Genomic DNA, 24,127 nt, shown 5'->3' with positions numbered 1-24,127 from the left:
ATTCACATGCTTTGGACAGACTGCTTAAATCGCTTGCGACAAGAGCTCTCTGGAAATGTCTTTACAATGTGGATTCGCCCGTTGGTTGCAGAAGAGCTGGACGATACCCTGCGTCTTTATGCACCTAATCCGTATTGGACGCGCTACATTCAAGAGCATCATCTGGAACTGATTTCGATTTTGGCCGAACAGCTGTCTGAAGGTCGCGTACGTAAAGTTGAAATTCTGGTGGATTCACGTCCAGGTGCAATTTTATCTGCCAGTGAACAGCCAGCGACGACAACAGCGGCTTTGGAATCTGCACCTGTGGTTGCGCCAGCACCGCGTCCTAAGAAAGAAAAAGAAGATTCAGGCAAAAATAGCCGTAAACGTCAGCTGAACCCTTTATTTACCTTCTCGTTATTTGTTGAAGGCCGTTCTAACCAGATGGCGGCTGAAACTTGTCGTAAGGTGTTAACCCAACTCGGGGCTTCACAACATAACCCGCTATTTTTATATGGTCCGACTGGTCTGGGTAAAACCCACTTGATGCAGGCAGTCGGGAATGCATTATTACAGGCAAAACCCAATGCCCGCGTAATGTATATGACTGCGGAAAGCTTTGTGCAGGATTTTGTCAGTTCCCTACAACAGGGCAAGGTTGAAGAGTTTAAGAAAAACTGCCGTTCACTGGATCTTTTGCTGGTTGATGATATTCATTTGCTGGCAGGTAAAGAAGCCAGTCTGGTGGAGTTCTTCTATACCTTTAACGCGTTGCTGGATGAATCGAAGCAAATTATTCTCACCTCGGATCGTTATCCTAAAGAATTGACCGAACTGGATCCACGTCTGGTTTCACGTTTTTCCTGGGGACTTTCTGTGGGTGTGGAACCACCCGATATTGAAACTCGCATTGAAATCTTGCTGAAAAAAGCTGAAAACACTGGTGTAGACTTACCACGTAACTGTGCGCTATTTATCGCCCAACAAGTGGTAGCGAACGTCCGTGAACTTGAAGGTGCGCTTAATAAAGTGGTGGCGATCTCGCGTTTTAAAGGAACGCCGATTGATCTGGATGTGGTACGTGAGTCTTTGAAAGATGTCCTCGCAATTCGTGCCCGTACCATCAGTACTGAAAATATCCAGCGTGTAGTGAGTGAGTATTTTCGCATTCCGCTTAAAGAGCTGGTAGGTCCAAAACGTACCCGTATTTATGCCCGTCCACGTCAGCTTGCAATGGGTCTGGCACGTGAACTGACTGGAGACAGTTTCCCAGAAATTGGTATGGCTTTTGGTGGTCGAGATCACAGTACAGTCATGCATGCCTGCGAAAAAGTACAGAGCTTGCGTGAAGAAGATCCGATCTTCAATGAGGACTATAAAAACCTGCAACGCCTGTTGCAGAGTTGACCTAAAACGCTCAAATTCTGTTCTTGCTATGCGGCCTGTTTTGCCGCATAGTTAACTGCTAAAAATTCAACTTTTATCTTATTAATCTTCAGCTTTAGAGGAATGTACCGTGCGTTTAAAAATCGCGAAAGAAAGCTTACTGAATGTTCTCTCACATGTCGTAGGAGCGGTTGAACGTCGCCATACCTTAAATATTCTTTCAAACCTGAAAATCCAGGTGACTGCTGAAGCTTTGATCGTCACTGGTTCCGACTTGGAAGTAGAACTGGTTGCTAGCACCCAGTTGGCTGAAGGTGCATGTCTGCAAGCCGGTGAAACCACTGTTCCAGCACGTAAGCTGATTGATATCTGTAAATCTCTGCCATCAGCAGCCCTGATCGACCTGCAAATTACTGATGACCAGCGTTGTATTCTGAAATCTGGAAATAGTCGTTTTGTGCTCGGTACTTTGCCTGCGGATGACTATCCATTATTGAATACTGAAAATACCCAAGGCACGCAAGTGACTGTGACTCAGCGCGAATTAAAGCGTCTGTTTGAAAAAACGGCTTTCGCAATGGCAGTGCAGGACGTACGTTTCTACCTGACCGGTACTTTACTTGAAATTGACGCCAATCAGCTTCGTGCGGTAACGACAGATGGTCACCGCTTGGCACTGTGTGAAACAGCAGCACAATCGACAGCAACTCAACCGATTCAAGCCATTGTTCCACGTAAGGCAGTCGCTGAATTGCAACGTTTATTAAGCGTTGAAGATGAGCAGCTTTCTCTGCTGATTGGTCGTGAATTATTGAATGTGACCATTCGCATGGCCAGCCGTGATAAAGAACAGACCGATATCACAGTTCGTTTCACCACGAAACTGATTGACGGTAAATTCCCGGACTACCGCCGTGTGATTCCACGTGGTGGCGACAAGAATGTGATTATTGCGCATGACGTGTTTAAGCAATCTTTACAACGCGTGGCTATTTTGAGTAATGAAAAACTACGTGGCGTATTCCTGAACTTTAATGCCGGTTCATTACAACTTCGTGCCAATAACCCGGAACAGGATGAGGCGATTGAAGATCTGGCCATCCAGTATGCAGATGCACCACTGGAAATGTCATTCAATGCGCAATACCTGATTGAAGTGCTAGGGGTACTGGACGGTGAAGATGTGTCGATGACCATGACTGAAGCGAATCAGTCTGTGCTGGTTCAGGATCCATCTCATACCGATCAGACTTATGTCGTGATGCCAATGCGTGTCTAAGCGACAGCTGAGTTAAGCCAACGCTATGCATATTACGCGTCTTCATATTGAACGTGTACGAAACTTAAAAACGGTTGCACTCCAGGGATTGCAACCGTTTAATGTTTTTTATGGCCAGAATGGTTCAGGCAAGACTTCAGTACTGGAAGCCATTCATTTACTGGCCACAGGACGTTCCTTTCGTACCCATATCCCGAAAAATTACATTCAGCATGGCGCCTCGGATGCGATTGTGTTCGCCCAATCGGAAACTGAAAAAGTCGGCATGCAAAAAATGGCCAGCGGGGAACAGCTGATTAAGGTCAATGGCGATGCGATTGCGACTCAAGGCCAGCTTGCTAAAATGTTGCCCTTACAACTGCTTGATCCACAAAGTACCGATATTATCGATCATGGCGCCAAACCACGTCGTCAGTTATTGGACTGGTTAATGTTCCACGTGGAACCAGAGTTTTATCATGCCTGGCAATATTATTCACGAGCCTTAAAACAGCGGAACAGCCTGCTTAAATCCAAACGTTTTCTAAGTTTGTCTGATCTGGAACCGTGGAACCAGATGCTGAGTGAGTATGGCGAGATTTTGCACTCCCAGCGTGTCGGCATCGTGGAACAGTGGAAGCCATTTTTTGAGGATGATCTCAAGCATCTACTGCCTGATCTGGAGATTTCTCTGGAATACAGCCCTGGCTTTCACAGCGAAAACGGCCTGCTGAATGACCTGACTAATCATCATGATAAAGATGTGGAACGACGCTATACCGAATATGGTCCACATCGCGCAGATTTGCGTCTCAAGACCCCTTTGGGGGATGCTGATGTGATCCTGTCCCGTGGACAAAAAAAGCTTTTAATGATGGCACTTAAACTGTCGCAAATCGCAATGCTGCATTCTTGTAATAAGGAAACTGTGGTATTATTAGATGATGTGACAGCAGAATTAGATTTAACCGCACAACAACGTTTAATTGAGCGATTGAGCCAGCTTGGTAGTCAAGTTTTTATTACCACTTTAGACCATGAATCAGTACAAAAGCACCTACATGATCTGTCTATCTCATATCAGTTATTCAATGTTGAAAACGGTACAGTTCAAGTTGTTGTGCAATAGTTTTTAAATTTTTACCTATCTTTGGATAAACCTATATTTCACTAGGGAGAAACCATGAGTTCAGAAGATCAAGCTGCTTCTCAAACAGAACAAACCACTGAAAAAGCTTATGATTCCTCTAGCATCAAGGTATTACGTGGTTTAGACGCAGTACGTAAGCGTCCAGGCATGTACATTGGTGATACAGACGATGGTACCGGCTTACACCACATGGTCTTCGAGGTCGTAGATAACTCGATTGATGAGGCGCTGGCAGGTCACTGTGATGAAATTTTAGTGACTATTCATGAAGATGAATCAGTTTCAGTATCAGATAATGGCCGTGGTATTCCGACCGACATTCACCCTGAAGAAGGTGTGTCTGCTGCAGAAGTAATTTTAACCATTCTGCATGCTGGCGGTAAGTTTGATGATAACAGCTATAAAGTTTCTGGCGGTCTGCACGGTGTAGGTGTATCCGTAGTAAATGCATTGTCAGAAAAACTGGAATTAACTATTCATCGTGCCGGTAAAATCCATGAACAGGAATACCGTCATGGTGATCCACAATTCCCGTTAAAAGTGGTGGGTGAGACCGATAAGACCGGTACTCGCGTGCGTTTCTGGCCAAGTGCTGAAACCTTTAGTCAGACCATTTTTAATGTCGATATCTTGGCGCGTCGTTTACGTGAACTGTCCTTCCTAAATGCAGGTGTACGAATCGTATTACGTGACGAACGTATCAATGCCGAATACATTTTTGACTATGAAGGCGGTTTGGCTGAGTTTGTTAAGTACATTAACCAAGGTAAAACCCACCTGAATGACATTTTCCATTTCACCACTCAGGCGGAAAATGGCATTGGTGTAGAAGTTGCACTGCAATGGAATGATTCTTATCAGGAAAATGTACGCTGCTTTACCAACAACATCCCGCAAAAAGATGGCGGTACTCACTTAGCCGGTTTCCGTGCAGCACTGACCCGTGGTTTAAATAACTACATGGACAGTGAAAATATCCTGAAAAAAGAAAAAGTTGTGGTTTCAGGTGATGATGCGCGTGAAGGTTTGACTGCGATTGTGTCAGTAAAAGTGCCGGATCCGAAATTCTCTTCACAAACCAAAGAAAAACTGGTATCGAGTGAAGTGAAATCTGCCGTTGAGCAGGCCATGAACAAGGCATTCTCTGAATATCTGTTAGAGAATCCACAGGCGGCTAAATCAATTGCAGGCAAGATCATTGATGCAGCGCGTGCCCGTGATGCGGCGCGTAAAGCCCGTGAAATGACCCGTCGTAAGAGCGCGCTGGATATCGCCGGTCTTCCAGGTAAACTGGCGGATTGCCAAGAGAAAGATCCAGCTTTATCTGAACTGTACCTGGTCGAAGGTGACTCTGCGGGCGGTTCTGCAAAACAGGGCCGTAACCGTAAGATGCAGGCAATTCTGCCGCTAAAAGGTAAGATCCTGAACGTGGAACGTGCCCGTTTTGACCGTATGATTTCTTCTGCAGAAGTGGGTACGCTGATTACGGCACTCGGCTGTGGGATTGGTCGTGAAGAATATAACCCGGACAAGCTGCGTTATCACAAAATCATCATCATGACCGATGCTGACGTGGATGGTTCACATATTCGTACGTTGCTGTTGACCTTCTTCTTCCGTCAAATGCCGGAACTGGTGGAACGCGGTCATATTTATATTGCACAGCCACCATTGTACAAGTTGAAAAAAGGCAAGCAGGAACAGTACATCAAGGACAATGATGCACTGGAAACTTACCTGATTTCGAATGCGATTGATGAGCTGGAACTGCATATCAGTGCCGATGCCCCTGCGATTCGTGGTGAAGCTCTGGCCAATGTGATTACTGATTATCAAACTTCACAGAAGAGCCTGGCACGTTTAACTGTACGTTATCCTGCAAGCTTGCTGGATGCGTTGATTTCACTCGAAGCATTCAAGCTGGATCAGCTGGAAGATAAAGCGTATGTGGAAACCTGGGGTGAAGACCTGCGTGCAGCGATTGAAAAAATCCAGCCAAGTTTACGTCCTGAATTGAGTCTGGAACGTTTTGAAAAAGATGTTGATGGCCAGATCGTAGAAAGCTGGTTACCACGGATTACAATTTATGTGCATAACCTGCCGCATCATTACCTGCTAGATGCTAGCCTGCTCAGCTCAAGTGAATATGCACGTTTACTGAAAAATTCGAAAAGCTGGTTCACGCTGCTTGAAGAGGGTGCTTATTTACAGAAAGGTGAGCGCAAGATTCAGGTCAGCAGTTTCCATCAGGTTTGGCAGCACATTCTGCAAGACTCTCGCCGCGGCATGATGATCCAGCGTTATAAAGGTCTGGGTGAGATGAACGCGGACCAGTTGTGGGAAACTACGATGGATCCGGAAAACCGTAACATGCTACAAGTGACGGTGCAGGATGCAATTGAAGCAGACCGCATGTTCTCTTGTTTGATGGGGGATGATGTGGAACCACGTCGTGCCTTCATTGAAGAAAATGCCTTGAATGCCGATATTGATACCTGATCCATCGGAATAAATCGAAACGAAAAAGCGCCTTTTAAGGCGCTTTTTTTACGTAAATTTTCTATTAATGCCAGATGAACTGTTTAGAATAATTTTAATCTAAGCAGTTTTTAGACCAATGATCTGCTAATGCTAGGTCTTAAAAAACCTAGTTCAGTAGAATCAAGTCTTATTTATAAAGAGGTTTATCCATGGATAGCCAGCTTGAAGAAATACGTGAGATCTGGGCAAATGCATTCTACAGTGGCGACTATGATGTGCTGCGCCACTATGAACATCAGGACTTTCAGGTGGTTTTTGAACAGGAAGGCCGCGTAGAAGGAAGTTATCTGCGTTATGACCGGATCGCTCATGCGGTACAAAATGGCGTATGGAAACCGCTGAAGCCAGACATAGAATATGAAGAATACGAGTACAATGAAGATCAGACCGAATGCCGGATCTTGATTGGACTGGAAAATAATAAACAGCGTCTTCAGGAGATCTGGAAGCTAGAGGATGAATGGAAAATTCTAGAACTTAGATTTTTGAAATCCTGAATTTCAATGATTTATTAAGTTACTTCGAAATTTTTTAAAAATATTTGAATAGTGTTGTTTTAAATCTTACTTAAACCTTGATCAATCGTGTGGATAACTGCAAAGTTATCCATATTTTTTATGTGAATAAGATAGTATTTATCCACAAGTTATATTGCCTTTCTTATCTCTCATTTTTTTAAATTTAAATTTAATTTCTCTATCTTGTGGATAAGTGTTTTTAAATTTAAAATGGGTTTTTGAATTTAAAAGACTAGTTGGAGCCATATCTTCTATGTTCTTTAACGGCAACCAGTTCAGGTGAGTTTTTATCTGTTTTTAATGGTAAATTATATAAATAACTTAAAAATTAATGGTTTATATTGATATTGTAGATTTAATTAACAATCAGCGTGGAACATATTTTAATTCTAAAAATCTTCACTGTAGTGAAACTACACAATTAATTTAATAATCAAGTGAACTTTCAATTTTTTATTACTGAATCATAGGCTTATAGATTTTTCTAACTTTTACTTCTATAGCTTAGTTTCTTTAAGCTGGATCATCACGTGACCTAGTGCCAGTTCATTTGATAAACAGGCAATAGATCTGAGCTTTTAGAAACTGAAAATAGAAAAAAATACGGTTTATAAAATGGTGATCAAAAATAAAAAAAGCGCCTAATGGCGCTTTCTATTTTTTACCATTGTATTTATGGGGTCAGAATAATCTTGCGGCAGTCTTCTTCACGTTTATCGAAAATACGATAGCCTTCAGCAGCTTCTTCCAGTTTCATGCGATGGGTAATAATCACTTCTGGAGACAGCTGGCCATTTTCTACATATTCAAGTAATTGTGGCAAGAATTTATGTACATGTGTTTGACCCATTTTAAAGGTCAAGCCTTTATCGAAGGCATCACCAAACAGGAAGCCATGAATTGGACCAGCATATACACCTGGCACACTCACCACACCACCACGGCGTACTGCGGCGATACATTGACGTAGGGCAAAGCCGCTCGAACCTTCAATTTTTAGATTCGTCATCACAGTTTCAAGCAAACTGCCTTTGGCCTCGAAACCAATCGCATCAATGACGGCATCAACACCACGATGACCGGCAGTATTCTGAATAATATATTCAGCTGCATCGACTTCATCAAAATTCACTGGAATTGCACCATAAGTTTGATGGGCGAAACGCAGACGGTAAGGGTGGTGATCGACCATAAAGATCTGTTCGGCACCCAGCATACGTGCGCAGGCAGCCGACAGTAAACCAACTGGACCAGCACCATAAATCGCAACACTGGAGCCGCGAGTGACCTGGGCATTGGTTACAGCCTGCCATGCAGTAGGCAAGATATCAGTCAGAAACAGGACTTTTTCATCCGGTAATGATCCTGGCACTTTAAATGGGCCCACATTACCTTTAGGCACACGAACATATTCAGCCTGTCCGCCTGGTACACCGCCATATAAATGGCTATAACCAAACAGAGCCGCACCTGGTGGAATTTGTTTCTTATTGATAATTGCACCACGGCCAGTATTGGTATTTTCACAGGCAGCCATCAGTTCATGTTCACAGAAAAAACAGTGACCACATGCAATCACGAAAGGAATAATTACCCGGTCGCCTTTTTTGACTTCTGTGACTTCAGGGCCGACTTCTTCTACAATTCCCATAAATTCATGGCCGAAAATATCGCCATCTTCAGTGGCCGGGATTTTACCCCGGTATAGATGCAGATCTGAGCCACAGATGGCAGTCGCTGTCACCCTTAAAATGACGTCATCTGGTTCCTGAATCACTGGATCTGGAACGGATTCAACTCGTACATCCCGAGCACCATGATAGGTAAGAGCACGCATGCGGATTTCCTCTCTCTAGTTCAACATTAAACAGACTCGTATCAAGGCTACCAAAAATAAAAAACACTTTTATTAGAGCCTTATGCGCCAAGAAATCGCTGTAAATTAATGTATGAAATAAGACATCCGAGTGTTTAAAAAATAAACTTATATAGGATTTGCGTAATTCACTACAAAATATGTCAAAAAACGGTTTCGATAAAAAAATCAGGGAAAAGATGGAGAGAGCAATATATAAAAAGTATAAAAAAGAGATTAGCTCCAGTTGCAGCTAATCTCTAAGATTTGAATCAAGGTTTAAAACTTAACCTTCCTGAAAAGATTGCTCCAAACTTTCTAGCTCCATCATCAGTTCTAGCATTTGCTCTTCGGCAGTTTCCAGTTTCTGTTTCAGTTCAGTTTGCTCGTTCATAAGTTTCAGCAAGTCATCTTTACGTGCAGCTTCATATAAAGCGCTATCTGCCAGCAATTCTTCAATTTCTGCCAGACGCGGTTGTAACTTGTCAATTTGCGCTTCGCATTTTTCGATATTCTTGCGAATCGGACGAGTCTGCTCACGACGCTGAGCGGCCAGTTTGCGCTGTGCTTCCTTATCTACTTTGGCTACCACCACAGGTTTAGCTTCTGTTTCTACTACCTGTGCTTTGGCTAAGGCATTCTGTGCATTGATCTGCTGTTGACGCGCTTCACGTAACCATTTGGCATAGTCCTGCAAATCACCCTCAAATTCGGTACAACGTCCGGCATGTACTAACAGCAATTCATCACATACTGTCGCAATCAATTGACGTTCATGCGAAACGAGTACCACCGCACCTTCAAAATCCTGCAAAGCCATAGTCAGGGCATGGCGCATATCCAGATCCAGATGGTTTGTCGGTTCATCCAGAATCAGTACATTTGGACGCTGCCAAACAATTAAAGCCAAAGCCAAACGTGCACGTTCACCCCCAGAGAAACTCTCACATGGGGTATCCATGCGCTCACCGCTAAAACCGAAACTGCCGAGGAAAGAGCGTAAAGAAGCTTCACTGATTTTTGGATCGGCGATACGTGCCAGTTGTAGCATTGGGCTGGCATTAGCATCCAAAGCATCCATCTGATGCTGAGCAAAATAACCGATATTGAGTAATTCTGAGGCTTTACGTTGACCATTTAATAAAGGCAAATCTCCGACTAAGGTTTTGATTAGGGTTGATTTACCCGCACCATTCATTCCCAGTAAACCAATGCGAGAATTTGGGGTGATTTGCAGGTTAATTTTGCTGGCAATCGATTTATCGCCATAACCAATTTCCGCCTGTTCCAAGGCCAGAAGTGGTGAACTCATTTTGGTCGGTTCACGGAAACTGAAGGTAAAAGGTGTATCCACATGAGCAGGGGCGAGATCCTGCATGCGCTCCAGCATTTTGATCCGACTTTGGGCCTGACGTGCTTTGGTCGCTTTGGCTTTAAAACGGTCAATAAATTTTTGTAAATGTGCCCGGGCTTCCTGCTGTTTCTCAAAGGCTTGTTGCTGTTGCGCCAGACGTTCACTACGGGTCACTTCAAAAGTTGAATAATTGCCGGTATAGAGGGTGAGTTCCTGATTTTCGATATGCAGAATATGATCCGTCACAGCATCCAGAAAATCACGGTCATGCGAAATTAGCACTAAAGTGCCTTCATACGCCTTTAACCAATCTTCGAGCCACAAGATCGCATCCAGATCCAAGTGGTTGGTTGGTTCATCGAGTAATAGCAGGTCGGAACGGCTCATCAGGGTACGGGCCAAATTCAGTCGCATCCGCCAACCGCCTGAAAAACTGGAAACATCCAGACGGATCTGATGATCCATAAAGCCCAGACCGGCCATTAACTGAGCTGCTTTTGATGGTGCAGAATAGCCATGAATCTCGTCGAAACGGCCATGTAGCTGTGCCAGTTCTGCATCGGACAGCTGTTCTGGATGCGCAAGTTTGGCCTGTATATCCCAATACTCTTCATCGCCTGACAGAACAAAATCAATGGCCGGCATATCTAGTGCTTTAATTTCCTGAGCCATATGCGCTACGGTCCACACGGATGGACGGGTTAGTGAACCTTCATCTGCACTGAGCTCACCTAAAAGAGCCGCAAACAGGGTTGATTTTCCTGCGCCATTCACGCCGGTTAAACCAATTTTCCAGCCGGGATGAAGCTGCATGGAGGCTTTTTGAAATAACACTCGCCCACCACGGCGTAACGAAACTTGGTCTAACTGAATCATTGAACTTACTAACAAGAGCAAAAGAGAATGCCGCTATTCTAATGGAAAGCCGGAAGAAAACAAAAAATCTTCGTTGCAGCTTATCCTGTTCAGGCTTTAAAAATTTATAGATTCATATATGATGAACTATATTTTGAGTAAATACTCTATTTTGTTTAAAAACCGAAAGATAGAGCCATCAAGGCTCATAATAATATTGAGTAGAATAAAAATGAAAAAAGGATTTTTAATTTTATCTGCACTGGGCCTATGGGCTTCGAGTGCACATGCTGCCCCAGTCAATGTCTGTGTATTTGATTTACTGGGAAAATCGGGTGAATCCTTCAAACTGCTGGAAGAATGGGCATTAGCCAGCAAGCAGTGGGGGGCTACGGTTCAATTGATTGCTTATCAGGATGAAGCCAAAGTCGATCAGGATGCCAAAGCCGGAAAATGCGATGGCTTCTATATGACCTCCATGCGCGCGCGAGCTTATAACAAATTTGCAGGCTCCATTGATGCCATTGGCGGCGTTCCTAATAATGACATTGCCATGAAAGCGGTGAGTTATGTGCTGGATAAGCGTAATACCAAGCGCATGACCACTCAGATTGGCAAGGAAAAATTTGAAGTAGCCGGTATTGGCCAGATTGGTCCTGCTTATATTTTTGTCCGTGATCGTAATATGAACAAGCTGGAACATATTAAAGGCAAGAAGTTTGCAGTTCTACATTATGACTATGCCCAAACGATTATGGTGAACCGGGTAGAAGCCGTACCGGTGAATTCGGAAATTTCCAATTTCATTCGTAAATTTAATCAGGGTGAAGTGGATATAGTGGCAGCGCCCGCTTATGCCTTTAAACCTCTCGAAGTGACTAAAGGGTTGGGCCAGAAAGGAGCCATGATTAACTTTCCGGTGGTAAATGTCACAGCAGATCTGATTATTCGACCAGATAAATTTCCGGAACAGTTTGCAGCCAATTCCCGACAATGGTTTGTTAAGCAGTTACCCCGTAGCTTCGCGATGGTGAAACGTATGGAAGCAGAAATCCCGCGTAAATATGTTCTGAACCTGAGTCGTGAGGAACAGGTCAGTTATCAGAAAATTCTGCGTGAAGGGCGTATGGATTTAACCAAACAGGGCATCTATGATGCTGGCATGATGACGGTATTAAAACGGGCACGCTGTACTGTGGAAAGAACCAATTTCGAATGCTCAATTAGTGGTGAATAGTTTTAAAATCATGTATATCTTTGTAACTACAGCGAATGAAATGTAATTCAAAGTAGCCAAGTTAAAATATTAAGATACTGATATATTTATAAAAAAATAAGATAAAAGAAATCAAGAAAAACTGATTTATCTTTATAGGCCAAAAAGCCGCTTTTATCTGGAGTAAATGCTCTATTTTTTTGAAATAAATTTGCTTAATATTTGACGCGTGTACGGACACTCAGCTAACAACAAGATTTCAAAGGATAACTAAAATGAAAAAAACACTCTTATCATTGGCTGCATTTTCTGCATTTGGTTTTGCAGGTGTGGCACATGCAGAAAAGGTCGATATCTGTGTGTTTGACCTACTTGGTAAATCTGGCGAGTCTTTCCAGATGGCTCAGGAATGGGCGCTGGCAGCAAAAGGCTGGGGCGCAGATATTAATCTGATCGCCCGTCAGGATGAGGCCGTCGCTGACAATGACTTTAAGGCTGGCAAATGTGATGGTGTATTCATGACCGCCATGCGTGCCCGTCAATACAACAAGTTTGCCGGTTCAATCGATGCCTTAGGTGGTGCTCCAAGTAATGCCATTGCACAGCGTGCGATTAGCTTCGCTTTGGATAAGCGTAATGCCGCTAAAATGGTTACGACCATGGGCGGTAAAAAATATGAGGTGGCCGGGATTGCGCCATTAGGTTCAGCTTTTATCTTTGTACGTGACAAAAACATTAACTCCATTGAAAAAGCGGCAGGCAAGAAGTTTGCTGTTCTTGGCTATGATGATGCGCAAAAAATCATGGTTCAACGTGTAGGTGCTCAGGCTGTAGTGTCTGATGTATCCAACTTCGTGGCCAAGTTTAATAATGGCCAAGTCGATATGGTGGGCGCACCGGCGTATGCGTACAAGCCACTCGAAATCTATAAAGGTCTGGGCAATAGCGGTGCGATGTTTAACTTCCCGGTACTGCATGTTACCTCTGACTTTGTGATCCGTCCGGAGAAATTCCCAGCCGGTTTTGGCCAGAAGTCTCGTGACTGGTTCATTAAAAATCTGCCTAAGAGCATGGCGATGATTAATCGTCTGGAAGCCGGTATTCCAGCGAAATATAAGCTGAATCTGAGCGCGGAAGACAAAACCAAGTACCAGAAGTTATTACGTGAAGGACGTATGGATATGACCAAGCGTGGAATCTATGATGCCAGCATGATGTCGGTATTGAAACGTGCACGTTGCTCTGTCGATAAGGCCAACTTTGAATGTTCACTTTCTGGCGAATAATTTGATTTTTAAGGAAAAAAGCTTAGATTTATCTAAGCTTTTTTTATATTAAACAAAGTCAGATCTGCCATTGCAGATCACGGTAAAGCAGTTAAGCTGATTAAAAATAATGCTTTCATGTTTAGTATAAAAAACAATAACATGTAGCACTTAAAGCAGATAACAAAAACAAGGCAATCAAGGAAAGCAAAATGATGCAGAGAGGATGGAAAGCCCTGGCTGTAGGTGCAGCACTCGCGGCAGTTTCAGGTCTGGCTCAGGCTAAACAGGTGGTATGTGTATTTGATCTGGTCGGCAAAAATGGTGACGTTTATGCTGTAATGAAAGACTATCAGCTGGCTGCAAAAAACTGGGGTGCTGATATCGAGCTCAGGGTAAATACCAATGAAGCTGTCGTCGCAGAAGATTTTAAAGCTGGTAAATGTGACGGGATCAGTGTCACTGGTATGCGTGGCCGTCAGTTCAACCGTTTTACTGGTTCACTCGATGCGATTGGTGCAATTCCTGATCTGAACCTGGCGGTAAAAGTTATGCAAGGCCTGGCGAGTCCGACCTTTGCCAAGCTCATGGTTCAAGGCAAGTATGAAGTCGCAGGGGTAATTCCGGTAGGCGATGCCTTCCTGATGGTCAATGACCGGAGTATTAATACTGTTGCAAAAGCAGCAGGTAAAAAAATTGCTGTACTTGACTATGACGAAGCACAAAAAATCATGGTTCAACAAGTGGGTGCACAGGCAGTCAGCGCCGATGTGACCAACTTTGGCTCTAAATTTAACAATGGTCAGGTCGATATTATTGGCGCGCCGGCTGCTGTATTTAAACCGCTAGAACTGCATAAAGGTTTGGGTAGCAAGGGTGCTATTGTGAATTATCCGGTATTGCAGGTCACCGGTAATATTATTATTCGTCCAGATAAATTCCCGGCAGGATATGGACAAAAATCACGTGAATGGGTGAAAAGCCAGTTACCACGTGCTTTTGGAATTTTGGGTAAAATGAAGGCAGATATTCCCTCTAAATACTGGATGGATATTCCTGAAGCAGATAAGCCAGGTTACCAAAAGCTGATGCGTGATTCGCGGATTGATCTGACCAAACGGGGTATTTATGATAAACGCATGATGAAGTTACTCTGGCAATTCCGCTGCAAGCAAAATCCGAAAAACTTCGAATGTGCATTACAGGATGAGAACTATAAACAATCCTGATAAAATTACTCTGATTTGACTTTTAATCTGTACAGACTGACCATATATTGAGTGTGTTATACTTGAAATATGGTCTTTTCTTTTTAAAGACATTCCATTCAACAGAGGAATCCGCCATGAATGCTCAAGCGCTTGTGCTCACCGACAATGCCGCAAATAAAGTACGCCAGTTGCGTGACAGTGAAGGTAACCAAGACTTAATGCTCCGTGTGTATGTCACCGGTGGCGGTTGTTCAGGTTTCTCTTATGGCTTTAACTTTGCGGAAAGCCAAAATGAAGATGATGCAGAATTCGTCAATGGCGATGTCAAAATGCTGGTCGATTCTCTGAGCTATCAATATCTGGTCGGTTCAGTGGTTGACTATGTTGAAGGTCTGGAAGGTTCACGTTTTGTGGTACAAAACCCGAATGCGACCACGACCTGTGGTTGTGGATCTTCATTCTCGATCTAATACCTATCAAGTTGAATAAAAAAGTCCTCATATGAGGACTTTTTTATATCTGAAGAAAGCTTAGCTTTCCAGTTTGACCGCTTCAAGCAGGTCAAAAATCACTGTAGTGACATCCTGACTCAGTTCGCGGTTATTAAATATCTCGTAGGCTGTAATGGTAATGTCCGTATCACTCGGCAACAGACGCTGTTCTTCCTCAATCAAGTCATTGATCGGTAACAAAGTCTGTTTCACTTGCAGATGCAAAATATCCTTAAATTCAAGATTTTCATCATCCAGCTCGATCAGCTGTTCATTGAAATAAGGCAGCAAAATTGAATGAAGATAAGGTTGAATATCCTCGATATCAAAGATCTCGATATCACGGGTTTCATCAATCGTACTAATGTGGTCATTTACTTCAATTAAAATATGGTAGTAACTCACATGAATCTCCAAGAAAGTTGGCCTAAGACGTCCTACTGTTCTTCACAATAACATGAAATGAAACCAAGTTGTATTTTTACTAGCCTAAACACATAAATAATATAGGGAATTAAAACCTGAATGTTATCGGGTATACAATAGGGTCTTGTCTGCCGGGCGTAGTTTGAAATCTTGCAGATTCTGTTCACCCAATACAGGATACATTAAGGCTTCCGGATCATTATGATGATAGAGACCCAAGGCATGGCCCAGCTCATGTGCCAAAGTTAAACGTAAATCATCTTTGGCATCAAACTGGTAAATCTGGATCTTATCTCCCATAAAAATACCCTTATGAAACTGGCGTGGGGGAAAACGCTGCTGGGCCTGCTGGATATTTCGCTGATGGCTTTGCACACTGTTTTGATGAACAGAAACTTGCTGATTAAATGAAGATAGCTGTTCCTGAAGATAGGCATATTCGCGCTTAAAACTTTCCAGTTTAGGCTTGAGCATTTCCATCTCATACTGAAGCTGTTCACGCTCGGCAGATGAGCTGGCTTGTTGACGGCGTTGCAATAAAGTTTGAAATTCAAACTCAAGCTGACTTTTTTGCTGGATCAGTCGTTGCTGCTGATCTTCCAGATTTTTCTGTGAAACTTGCAGATTGCTGACTTCACGCTGATATCTGGCTTCATCGGCAAGTAACTTTTTTTCAACCTTTTTAAAGGCTTCATAGTCCTGTTGGCGTTGATCATAAATCAGTTGAATGGCCAGCTGAGCATTCTCATCATAGACCATCAGATCATCGCGATTGGTTCCTTCATGCCAGATCTGAATAGCTTCCTGACTTAATTGAATGACCTCATCACGGGTCAAGCCAAAACCGGGATCGACTTGGTCAATCCGGAAACGTAGGCGCGTATCAAAAGGATGGGTCAAACGGTCAGCCAGGGAATTAAATTTTAATTGTGGATGGGTCTTGGTTTGTAGATACAAAAACAGTGACACAATGAAAACGACAATCCCCAGAAAGCTTAAAAGACGCATAGTGTTTTTTTAAATATTGTTTGGCTCAATGTAGCTAAAAAACCAGCAAAATCCTAGCGTCAGAGCGATAAAAAGTGGCAATAAAAAACCGTGCTTATGCACGGTTCTGTTCAGGTCAGATTATGATTTTTTACCTTTCCACTGTTCAATCTGTCTTGGCATATTGGAATGATAGATAAAACCAAGGCCTATACCATTCAATAAGAAGATCATAAATTCAATTAAATATTTCAGGTTATAGGAATGTCTGGTTTGGTGATTAAAGGCATACAGCGTGATTTCAGATTTAAAGATCTGGAAAATAATATAGCTCAGCAATCCAATAGCTAGAATGATAAAACCTTTTCCGGAAGGGTAACGCTGAGGTACAGCCAGGATCAGTAATACAATGATAGCAATCAGGAAACCCAAGGAAAAAGAAGCTTCAATTCCGAAAGTTTGCAGGTAATTAAAAGGTGCTAGTACCACATTCGGCGGTAAGATCAGAAGCAGATTGCCCATCGGGTAGAGCAGCATGATCGCAAGCCCGGAAGCCAGAAGAAAAAGCTTAATAAAATTCTGCATACGTTTTTATTTTTAAGTTATTTATTTCATTATAGTTTAATTAAAAAACATTCTATTGCCTATGCATTGAGCAAAAAAAAGACCGCATAAAATGCGGTCTTTTTCTCAAAGTGACAAATTATTTTTTGTCATCTTTTACTTCAGTGAATTCAGCATCAACTACACCGTCATCTGCTTTTTGAGCTTGGCCTTCGCCGCCTTGAAATGCATTAGGATCGAAACCTTGTGCACCGCCTTGGCCTTGAGCTGCTTCATAAGCACGTTGAGTGATCGGCATAATAATGTTTTGCAATGCTTCAGTTTTCGCTTTGATTGCTTCAACATCATTTTCTTTCGTAGACGCTTCTAACTCAGAAACCGCAGTTTCGATTGCAGTTTTTTCGTCAGCAGTCACTTGTTCGCCAAGATCTTTTACTGCTTTTTGAGCAGAAGAGACTAGCGCATCCGCTTCGTTACGTGCTTTTGCAAGCTCTTCAAACTTACGGTCTTCTTCAGCATTCGCTTCAGCATCTTTGATCATCGCTTCGATTTCAGCATCAGACAAACCTGAGTTTGCTTTGATCTGGATAGATTGCTCTTTACCAGTGCTCTTATCTTTCGCAGATACTTTCAAGATACCATCCGCGTTGATGTCGAACGATACTTCAATTTGTGGCACACCACGTGGAGCAGGTGGGATGTCGCCTAACTGGAAGTTACCCAACAATTTGTTTTGTTGAGCCATTTTACGTTCACCTTGGTAAACTGAAATGTCTACAGCAGGCTGGTTGTCCGCAGCAGTTGAGAACACCTGAGATTTCTTCGCAGGAATCGTCGTGTTTTTCTCAATGATTGGAGTCAACACGCCACCCATGGTTTCAATACCAAGAGTTAGTGGAGTTACGTCAAGAAGAAGTACGTCAGTTTTATCACCAGACAATACCGCACCTTGGATCGCAGCACCCATTGCGACTGCTTCGTCCGGGTTCACGTCTTTACGTGGCTCGCGACCGAAGAATTCTTGTACTTTTTGTTGTACAAGTGGCATACGAGACTGACCACCTACCAAAATTACGTCAGAGATGTCAGAAGTTGAAAGACCAGCATCTTTCAGCGCAATCTTACAAGGCTCAATGGTACGAGCTACAAGATCAGCCACTAAACCTTCAAGTTTTGCACGAGTCACGTTGATCACTAAGTGTTTAGGACCAGTCGCATCTGCAGTGATGTATGGAAGGTTGATTTCAGTTGCGTTAGAAGAAGAAAGCTCGATTTTTGCTTTTTCAGCTGCTTCTTTCAGACGTTGTAACGCAAGTGGATCATTCTTCAAGTTAACGTTTTGTTCTTTCTTGAACTCTTCAACCAGGTAGTCGATCAATGCGTTATCGAAGTCTTCCCCACCAAGGAAGGTATCACCATTAGTTGATAACACTTCGATTTGCTGGTCACCATCAAGGTCAGCAATTTCAATGATTGAAACGTCGAATGTACCACCACCCAAGTCGTATACCGCAACTTTACGGTCGCCTTCTTTCTTGTCCATACCGAACGCAAGCGCCGCAGCAGTTGGTTCGTTGATGATACGTTTAACTTCTAGGCCTGCAATTTTACCTGCATCCTTAGTTGCTTGACGTTGTGCATCGTTGAAGTAAGCAGGAACAGTAATCACCGCTTCAGTGACTGTTTCACCCAGGTAGTCTTCTGCAGTTTTCTTCATTTTTTTCAGAACTTCTGCAGAGATCTGTTGTGGAGCAAGTTTCTTGTCGTTTACTTCAACCCAAGCATCGCCATTGTCAGCTTTCAGGATTTTGTAAGGAACCAGACCGATATCTTTTTGTACTGCCTGGTCTTCATAACGACGACCGATCAGACGTTTGATCGCGAATAATGTGTTTTTAGGGTTGGTTACCGCTTGGCGTTTAGCTGATTGACCAACAAGGATCTCGCCATCTTTGTACGCAATAATAGATGGAGTTGTACGTGCGCCTTCAGCGTTTTCGATAACTTTAACTTTGTCGCCTTCAAGTACTGCAACACATGAGTTTGTAGTACCTAAGTCAATACCAATGATTTTAGCCATTTGGATGTTTCCTCAAAAATTCTTTTATTCCCAAATTTTTCCCTTTAACAAAGGGAAATTAAAAGGGATTTACTTGTTATCCGATATGAGAGCCGTTCAATTTTTTTCAAGTAAATTTTTAGAAAAAATTTCACAAACTCCCGATTTATTTAGCTTAAGCGCCAACCATGACCATTGCAGGACGTAATAAACGACCATTGAGGGCATAGCCTTTTTGCAAGACTGTACCGATTTCATTAGATTTGGCATTTGGATCAATACCGACTGCCTGATGCAATTCAGCATTAAAACCATTTGCGGTATCAACTGCGACTACACCAAATTTCTCTAGTGTATTGAGCAACGCTTTCAGCGTCAGTTCTACACCTTCACGTAATGGGCCCTGCTCTTCCCCTGCAGCAACAATCGCGCGCTCCAGGTTATCTACTGTATCTAGCAGTTCTTTAGAGAACTTTTCCAGAACAGTGTCTTTATGCTTTTCTGATTCACGCTGGATACGTTCTACACTTTTTTGTGCTTCGTAAACTGCATTGGCAGTGCGTGCTTTTTCTAACTTTAAGTCACCTTCAAGTTGTGCAATCTGCTCTTGTAAAGATTCAACGGTAACTTCTACTTGCTCAGGTTCAGCTTGAGTTTGCTCTACCTCTTGTGTCGCTTGCTCTTGCTCAAGATCTTGAGCTTGTTCGTTCTGCTCAGTTGCCATTGATTTACTCCGTTTAAATGGATTCTTAAACATGTACAGTCCTTGGGCGTCAGAGTTAACTGCGTTAATACTGAACTGCCATGATTGAAATTTTTAATTATTTAAAGAAATCGGGGCAGGGGCAAAAAATTCAAGCACAAGTACAGATTAATTTTAGGATTTATTTAGATTTAATGACTTTCATAAATGTAGCATCGTATTTTTAGATAGAAATAATAATTTTTATCTGTTTTAAATATTTTTAAGACCGGTGCATCATAGTGTCATTAACAGCGACCTTGTTCTGAGGAGAGAGCTGAACCAGGTTGCTGTTGCCTTATTTTTTAAGCTGTTTTTTCCAGTCGGATCCCTCACACATGGTCCGGCTTTTTTTTGTCCAGATTATTTTTTAGACATAAAAGCGATTAATAACTAAGCAATAAAGTATTACACAAAAAATGAGCAACGCTATATTATTCATTTCAGATTCTATCGCTGTAGTTTCTTCTCTTTTTTTAGAAATGTGTTTTCGTGGCTTATCTTTTCTCTAGATAAGCCTTTTTTTTGCCTGAAATTTGCTACGGTTTTCGACTTATAAAATGGGATCATCTTCATCAAGGCTGTGTTGAGTAAAAACATTTCTTCTATTCAAAGAAAATAACTGGAATGAGATCAAAACCATAAAACCGAGTCCATAAAAAAAGCCCTGATCTAAATCAGGGCCTCTCTTTTTATTTATATTCTGCCTAATCACGACGATTACGTGGTCGCTGCTGTTCCTGTTTACGTCGCTGATCATTCCAGCGTGGATTATTGGAGCGGTTTTGCTGAACCCGTTTACGCTGCTGTTCTGCCACTTTTTTACGTTGTTCCAGCTGCTGGCGACGTTTACGTTCGGCCTGGGCCTGTTTCTGACGCTGGTTACTCAGATTCTTGCGTTGCTGTTCCAGACGTTGTCGTTCCAGTTGAGTTTTACGACGATCCAGTTCTATTTGCCGACGACGTTCCTGTTCCCAGTTACGCTGCTGAATATTTTTGCGCCGTTCCAGTTCCAGCCTCTTACGTTGCTGTTCATATTCCCAGCGTTGCCGGTCATAGCGGCGGTCTTGATCATAACGATAGTCATAACCTCGATCGCGACGGTCATAACGTCCGTCATAATAACCATCATCAGGAAAAGCCACACAGCCTACGGCTAAAAATGCAGTGGCTAAGGATACCGTTATTATTCTTATCGCCATAAGCTATCTCCTTTTATACAGACTTCTACATCAAAGTCGCAAAAGTGCTGTAAAAATCTCACTTAAACTGTCAATGACATCTGATTAAATTCAGGTTAGCGTATTTGGCAGATGATCTATGTACATTGATATTAAGACTTATATAAGAATATGGTCACTAAAACCCTAATCATGTAGAAAAAATGAAGAATTATGGGAAAAGGATGAAAACTCATGGGTGTGAATAATCCGGTCACAAAATTTGTAATGGATAAGGGGCAGGGCACTGCAGCACGCTTGCTGGATTGCCTGCCGAGCTTTGCACAAGAACGTCTGGTAAAAGCATTGGATTATCCTTATGGCTATCCTGATTTGGATCCTTATATAAAATGCTTGATGGCGATTCAGATTAAACAGGGAGAGCACAGTTTTATTAGTGAAGATGCGGTGCAGTCACGTCAACTGTTTGATGAACGCATGAAAGCTATTCAGGCGAAACCGACGCCGGTCAAGGCAGTCGAGGATCTGCGTTTGCCATTGCAAAATGGCACTATCTTTGCCCGACATTATCATCCGGCACCACAGAAAAAATTGCCGATGGTCATTTTCTATCATGGTGGTGCATTTATAGTGGGTGGTCTGGATACGCATGATGAGTTCTGCCGTTTATTGGCGGTGCATGCCAAGGTGCAGGTACTCAGCGTGGCTTATCCGCTAACGCCCGAATACAGTCCTTTGCAGATGGTACAGGTCTGTGAAGATGCTCTGGCTTGGGTACATCAAAACATTAAGCAGCTGAAAATCTATAAAAACCAGATTGTAGTGGCCGGGGATAGTGCAGGTGGAAATCTGGCGGCAGTGGTTGCGCAGCGGAGTGCCGATAAAATCTATGCACCTCGCGCACAGTTATTGCTTTACCCGGCTGTCGATTTTAAAAGCCGCCATCCTTCTTTTTATGCATACAATCAGGGCCTGGTACTTTCAGCTCAGGATATTGATCTGGTGACCAAGCTATATGCTGAAACACATCAGGTCGAACTGGACGATCCGCTGATTTCACCGACCTATGGTGAACTGAAGAATCTACCGCCTGCCTATGTGATTACCGCCCGTCATGATGTGTTGCATGATGAGGGTTCAATCTATGCTCTGAAGTTACGTGAGAATGGGGTACGAGTGTACTATCGGGAATATACGGATCAGGCACATGGTTTTATCAATCTGACCCCAATTCATAAACGTTCGAAAAAGCAGGTTATTGAACTCAGCAAGAATTTCCGTAAATTCCTGGATAAAAAGATCTGATTCAAAAATAGATGTAAAAAAGGTGTTTCACGTGAAACACCTTTTTTATTTTTTATGGATCTTGGCTTCTGGAAAGACTAAATTAAATTTAGGTACATAAAAGCTTTGTAAATATTTAGCTTTAGAAAAATCTGGGAATATATCCTGAGTATCTTGCCACTCTGCTTGAATGAGCTTGGATAAATAACCCCGGAATTGAGGGCTAAACTGATAATGCTGGGATTTCCAGGTTTGCCGGATTTTTAGCATGGAGCTTGGAAGATGATGACTATTTAAATAGAAAGAACGAGGAGATTTAGGTTTTTTAAGACGAAGCGTCATGCTTTGCTCACGATAAGTAATGCGGCAAATCGTTTCCTGTCCCTGTTCTTGCCAGTCAAACTCTGCATATTCTTTAGGAATACCCCACAAGTGCTGACCATGCACAATAGATTCATGAGTAGAGACATAAATTTTCGGAATAGTCGAAAGACGCCGTCTGCTAATTAAAGGATGATCCATAATGAGCAATTCATCATAAGGGCCCACAGGAGAATGATGATAGCGCACTAATAGAACCTGAACGACACGGCCGAGTGGAGATGGCGCAATCCGAAAACTTTGAAATTCACGAATGAAATGAGGGGTAATCCAGTAATTTAGAATAAAACCCTCCCCCTGCAAATGCCAGGGCGGAAATTGATGGACGCTTTTCTCCTGTAGTAATGCATGGCTCATTATTATTCTCTTGTCTTTAGTCGGCAGGTCACTGCATTATTAGTCATGAAAGATTAATATGTTGTGAATCTCAACCTTTCTTTATCAGTAGATGAGTTAAAAAATGTTAAAAAAATCATTATCTGCTATCGCGTTGATCGCATTTAGCTTGCCAAGTTTTGCTGCCAATACCCTGATCGAGATGAAGACCTCATCCGGTAATATCGAAATTGAACTCTTTAATGACAAAGCACCGATTACGGTGAAAAACTTTGAAGAATATGTCAAAAGCAACTTCTATACAGGAACCATTTTCCATCGGGTCATTCCTGGTTTCATGATTCAGGGCGGAGGCTTTGATCTCAACATGCAGGAAAAAGCCAATAATAAAGCTTCAATCAAGAATGAATCAGATAATGGTTTGCAAAACAAACGTGGCACTTTGGCCATGGCACGTACCAACGACCCTAATTCGGCGAAAGCGCAGTTCTTTATTAACTTGGTAGATAACAGTTTTCTGGATCGTTCACCAAGAAATGCTGGATATGCAGTATTTGGGCGGGTCACTAAAGGTATTGAAGTAGTCGATAAGATCGCTCAAGTACCTACTCAGAACTATGGCATGCATCAGGATGTTCCGAAAACAGCTGTGAAAATCAACAGTGTGACCATTAAAGCACCAAGCGTGAAAAAGTAAGTGAAAAATAAAACATAAATGTTTTGTTTATATTTTCTTTGGAATATTATGAACTTATGTAACAATTGGTAGGAAAATGAACTAATTTGGTGCATAAAAATGAAACAGTCATGATTGGTGTGCGTTAAAAGCACTTGCTTGTGTAGGAAATTGCCCTATAATGAGCTCATACCGACGAGATAGACGGAAACGAACGAAACGCGAAGCGTTGAGTTGTTAAGTTTATCAAAGTCCAGCTTCTGGCATTGACGAGATGTTAGAAAGATCATTAAGAGATTATGAAGAACAACTTGTGTGGATTTTTACTGGTTGATTGATCGAAATTATTTTCATTGATTGAATGGTAGAAATTACTCGAAGTTTATTTGAGAAATATTTGTCAGAAAAT

General features: G+C 42.5%; 20 protein-coding genes. 11 read left to right on the top strand and 9 right to left on the bottom strand.

What is annotated here, in order from left to right:
* Positions 1 to 6: 6 nt before the first annotated feature.
* The 5 genes from dnaA (at position 7) to FTU01_RS11295 (ending at position 6,814) form a co-directional block, all read left to right on the top strand.
* A complete protein-coding gene (gene dnaA / locus FTU01_RS11315) occupies positions 7 to 1,389 on the top strand; it encodes a chromosomal replication initiator protein DnaA (RefSeq protein ID WP_004780349.1) in 1,383 nt (460 codons plus the stop codon).
* A 109-nt stretch (positions 1,390 to 1,498) separates the two neighbouring features.
* Positions 1,499 to 2,647, top strand: coding sequence for a DNA polymerase III subunit beta (dnaN, locus tag FTU01_RS11310; protein WP_180139125.1), 1,149 nt, complete (start codon positions 1,499 to 1,501; stop codon positions 2,645 to 2,647).
* 25 nt (positions 2,648 to 2,672) lie between these two features.
* A complete protein-coding gene (gene recF, locus FTU01_RS11305) occupies positions 2,673 to 3,755 on the top strand; it encodes a DNA replication/repair protein RecF (protein WP_166139276.1) in 1,083 nt (360 codons plus the stop codon).
* Between the two features lie 54 nt (positions 3,756 to 3,809).
* Positions 3,810 to 6,275 (top strand): DNA topoisomerase (ATP-hydrolyzing) subunit B, encoded by a 2,466-nt coding sequence (gene gyrB / locus FTU01_RS11300; protein WP_166139278.1) that lies wholly within the window; start codon positions 3,810 to 3,812, stop codon positions 6,273 to 6,275.
* A 191-nt stretch (positions 6,276 to 6,466) separates the two neighbouring features.
* Entirely contained in the window at positions 6,467 to 6,814 is a 348-nt protein-coding gene (locus FTU01_RS11295; protein ID WP_180012252.1) for a hypothetical protein, read from the top strand.
* Between the two features lie 694 nt (positions 6,815 to 7,508).
* Here the strand turns inward: FTU01_RS11295 and FTU01_RS11290 are convergent.
* Both FTU01_RS11290 and FTU01_RS11285 read right to left on the bottom strand, forming a co-directional pair.
* The gene (locus FTU01_RS11290; protein WP_159124281.1) at positions 7,509 to 8,672 is read right to left on the bottom strand and encodes a zinc-dependent alcohol dehydrogenase; all 1,164 of its coding nucleotides are present in this window, start codon (positions 8,670 to 8,672) and stop codon (positions 7,509 to 7,511) included.
* Positions 8,673 to 8,976: 304 nt separating this feature from the next.
* Positions 8,977 to 10,920, bottom strand: a complete 1,944-nt coding sequence (locus FTU01_RS11285) for an ATP-binding cassette domain-containing protein (protein WP_180070371.1) — start codon at positions 10,918 to 10,920, stop codon at positions 8,977 to 8,979.
* 211 nt (positions 10,921 to 11,131) lie between these two features.
* Between FTU01_RS11285 and FTU01_RS11280 the strand changes: the two genes are divergently transcribed.
* The 4 genes from FTU01_RS11280 to erpA all read left to right on the top strand — a co-directional run bounded on the left by FTU01_RS11280 (position 11,132) and on the right by erpA (position 15,061).
* Entirely contained in the window at positions 11,132 to 12,136 is a 1,005-nt protein-coding gene (locus tag FTU01_RS11280) for a putative solute-binding protein (protein ID WP_159124291.1), read from the top strand.
* 254 nt (positions 12,137 to 12,390) lie between these two features.
* Positions 12,391 to 13,401, top strand: a complete 1,011-nt coding sequence (locus tag FTU01_RS11275) for a putative solute-binding protein (RefSeq protein ID WP_004780360.1) — start codon at positions 12,391 to 12,393, stop codon at positions 13,399 to 13,401.
* Between the two features lie 194 nt (positions 13,402 to 13,595).
* Positions 13,596 to 14,609 carry a putative solute-binding protein gene (locus FTU01_RS11270; protein WP_180018435.1) on the top strand — a complete coding sequence of 338 codons (1,014 nt, stop codon included), beginning with the start codon at positions 13,596 to 13,598 and terminating at the stop codon, positions 14,607 to 14,609.
* 116 nt (positions 14,610 to 14,725) lie between these two features.
* Positions 14,726 to 15,061: an iron-sulfur cluster insertion protein ErpA gene (gene erpA, locus FTU01_RS11265; RefSeq protein WP_004780362.1), complete on the top strand. Its 336-nt coding sequence runs from the start codon at positions 14,726 to 14,728 to the stop codon at positions 15,059 to 15,061.
* Between the two features lie 60 nt (positions 15,062 to 15,121).
* On the opposite strand, the gene FTU01_RS11260 is transcribed toward erpA, so the two are convergent.
* The 6 genes from FTU01_RS11260 to FTU01_RS11235 form a co-directional block, all read right to left on the bottom strand.
* Positions 15,122 to 15,499 (bottom strand): hypothetical protein, encoded by a 378-nt coding sequence (locus FTU01_RS11260; RefSeq protein WP_162835342.1) that lies wholly within the window; start codon positions 15,497 to 15,499, stop codon positions 15,122 to 15,124.
* 111 nt (positions 15,500 to 15,610) lie between these two features.
* On the bottom strand, positions 15,611 to 16,516 hold the full coding sequence (locus FTU01_RS11255) for a matrixin family metalloprotease (RefSeq protein WP_034171331.1): 906 nt from the start codon (positions 16,514 to 16,516) through the stop codon (positions 15,611 to 15,613).
* Between the two features lie 120 nt (positions 16,517 to 16,636).
* Entirely contained in the window at positions 16,637 to 17,080 is a 444-nt protein-coding gene (locus tag FTU01_RS11250) for a hypothetical protein (protein WP_180139123.1), read from the bottom strand.
* Between the two features lie 118 nt (positions 17,081 to 17,198).
* A complete protein-coding gene (gene dnaK / locus FTU01_RS11245; RefSeq protein ID WP_104426786.1) occupies positions 17,199 to 19,139 on the bottom strand; it encodes a molecular chaperone DnaK in 1,941 nt (646 codons plus the stop codon).
* Positions 19,140 to 19,293: 154 nt separating this feature from the next.
* Positions 19,294 to 19,842, bottom strand: coding sequence for a nucleotide exchange factor GrpE (gene grpE, locus FTU01_RS11240; RefSeq protein WP_166138659.1), 549 nt, complete (start codon positions 19,840 to 19,842; stop codon positions 19,294 to 19,296).
* 725 nt (positions 19,843 to 20,567) lie between these two features.
* Complete coding sequence (locus tag FTU01_RS11235; RefSeq protein WP_180025579.1) at positions 20,568 to 21,062, bottom strand: hypothetical protein; 495 nt, start codon at positions 21,060 to 21,062, stop codon at positions 20,568 to 20,570.
* Between the two features lie 213 nt (positions 21,063 to 21,275).
* Between FTU01_RS11235 and FTU01_RS11230 the strand changes: the two genes are divergently transcribed.
* Entirely contained in the window at positions 21,276 to 22,346 is a 1,071-nt protein-coding gene (locus tag FTU01_RS11230) for an alpha/beta hydrolase (protein ID WP_180139120.1), read from the top strand.
* Positions 22,347 to 22,391: 45 nt separating this feature from the next.
* Here FTU01_RS11230 and FTU01_RS11225 read toward each other — a convergent pair whose 3' ends face one another.
* A complete protein-coding gene (locus FTU01_RS11225) occupies positions 22,392 to 23,063 on the bottom strand; it encodes an acetoacetate decarboxylase family protein (RefSeq protein WP_179993066.1) in 672 nt (223 codons plus the stop codon).
* Between the two features lie 103 nt (positions 23,064 to 23,166).
* Here FTU01_RS11225 and FTU01_RS11220 point away from each other — a divergent pair, with 103 nt between their 5' ends.
* Positions 23,167 to 23,739 (top strand): peptidylprolyl isomerase, encoded by a 573-nt coding sequence (locus tag FTU01_RS11220; RefSeq protein WP_180054080.1) that lies wholly within the window; start codon positions 23,167 to 23,169, stop codon positions 23,737 to 23,739.
* The last annotated feature ends 388 nt before the right edge of the window (positions 23,740 to 24,127 follow it).

The organism is Acinetobacter sp. YH12043 (assembly GCF_013419915.1).
Taxonomy (GTDB): domain Bacteria; phylum Pseudomonadota; class Gammaproteobacteria; order Pseudomonadales; family Moraxellaceae; genus Acinetobacter.
The sequence above is the reverse complement of the archived record's forward strand: the minus strand, read 5'-3'. Positions and strand labels throughout refer to the sequence as shown.

Excerpts from the sequence above, each read along its gene's own strand:
- dnaA (WP_004780349.1), top strand. The coding sequence starts at position 7 with ATGCTTTGGACAGACTGCTTAAATCGCTTGCGACAAGAGCTCTCTGGA.
- FTU01_RS11235 (WP_180025579.1), bottom strand. The coding sequence starts at position 21,062 with ATGGCGATAAGAATAATAACGGTATCCTTAGCCACTGCATTTTTAGCC.
- erpA (WP_004780362.1), top strand. The coding sequence starts at position 14,726 with ATGAATGCTCAAGCGCTTGTGCTCACCGACAATGCCGCAAATAAAGTA.
- FTU01_RS11285 (WP_180070371.1), bottom strand. The coding sequence starts at position 10,920 with ATGATTCAGTTAGACCAAGTTTCGTTACGCCGTGGTGGGCGAGTGTTA.
- recF (WP_166139276.1), top strand. The coding sequence starts at position 2,673 with ATGCATATTACGCGTCTTCATATTGAACGTGTACGAAACTTAAAAACG.
- FTU01_RS11270 (WP_180018435.1), top strand. The coding sequence starts at position 13,596 with ATGCAGAGAGGATGGAAAGCCCTGGCTGTAGGTGCAGCACTCGCGGCA.
- FTU01_RS11275 (WP_004780360.1), top strand. The coding sequence starts at position 12,391 with ATGAAAAAAACACTCTTATCATTGGCTGCATTTTCTGCATTTGGTTTT.
- FTU01_RS11250 (WP_180139123.1), bottom strand. The coding sequence starts at position 17,080 with ATGCAGAATTTTATTAAGCTTTTTCTTCTGGCTTCCGGGCTTGCGATC.
- grpE (WP_166138659.1), bottom strand. The coding sequence starts at position 19,842 with ATGGCAACTGAGCAGAACGAACAAGCTCAAGATCTTGAGCAAGAGCAA.
- FTU01_RS11255 (WP_034171331.1), bottom strand. The coding sequence starts at position 16,516 with ATGCGTCTTTTAAGCTTTCTGGGGATTGTCGTTTTCATTGTGTCACTG.
- dnaK (WP_104426786.1), bottom strand. The coding sequence starts at position 19,139 with ATGGCTAAAATCATTGGTATTGACTTAGGTACTACAAACTCATGTGTT.
- gyrB (WP_166139278.1), top strand. The coding sequence starts at position 3,810 with ATGAGTTCAGAAGATCAAGCTGCTTCTCAAACAGAACAAACCACTGAA.
- FTU01_RS11295 (WP_180012252.1), top strand. The coding sequence starts at position 6,467 with ATGGATAGCCAGCTTGAAGAAATACGTGAGATCTGGGCAAATGCATTC.
- FTU01_RS11225 (WP_179993066.1), bottom strand. The coding sequence starts at position 23,063 with ATGAGCCATGCATTACTACAGGAGAAAAGCGTCCATCAATTTCCGCCC.
- FTU01_RS11290 (WP_159124281.1), bottom strand. The coding sequence starts at position 8,672 with ATGCGTGCTCTTACCTATCATGGTGCTCGGGATGTACGAGTTGAATCC.
- FTU01_RS11280 (WP_159124291.1), top strand. The coding sequence starts at position 11,132 with ATGAAAAAAGGATTTTTAATTTTATCTGCACTGGGCCTATGGGCTTCG.
- FTU01_RS11220 (WP_180054080.1), top strand. The coding sequence starts at position 23,167 with ATGTTAAAAAAATCATTATCTGCTATCGCGTTGATCGCATTTAGCTTG.
- FTU01_RS11230 (WP_180139120.1), top strand. The coding sequence starts at position 21,276 with ATGGGTGTGAATAATCCGGTCACAAAATTTGTAATGGATAAGGGGCAG.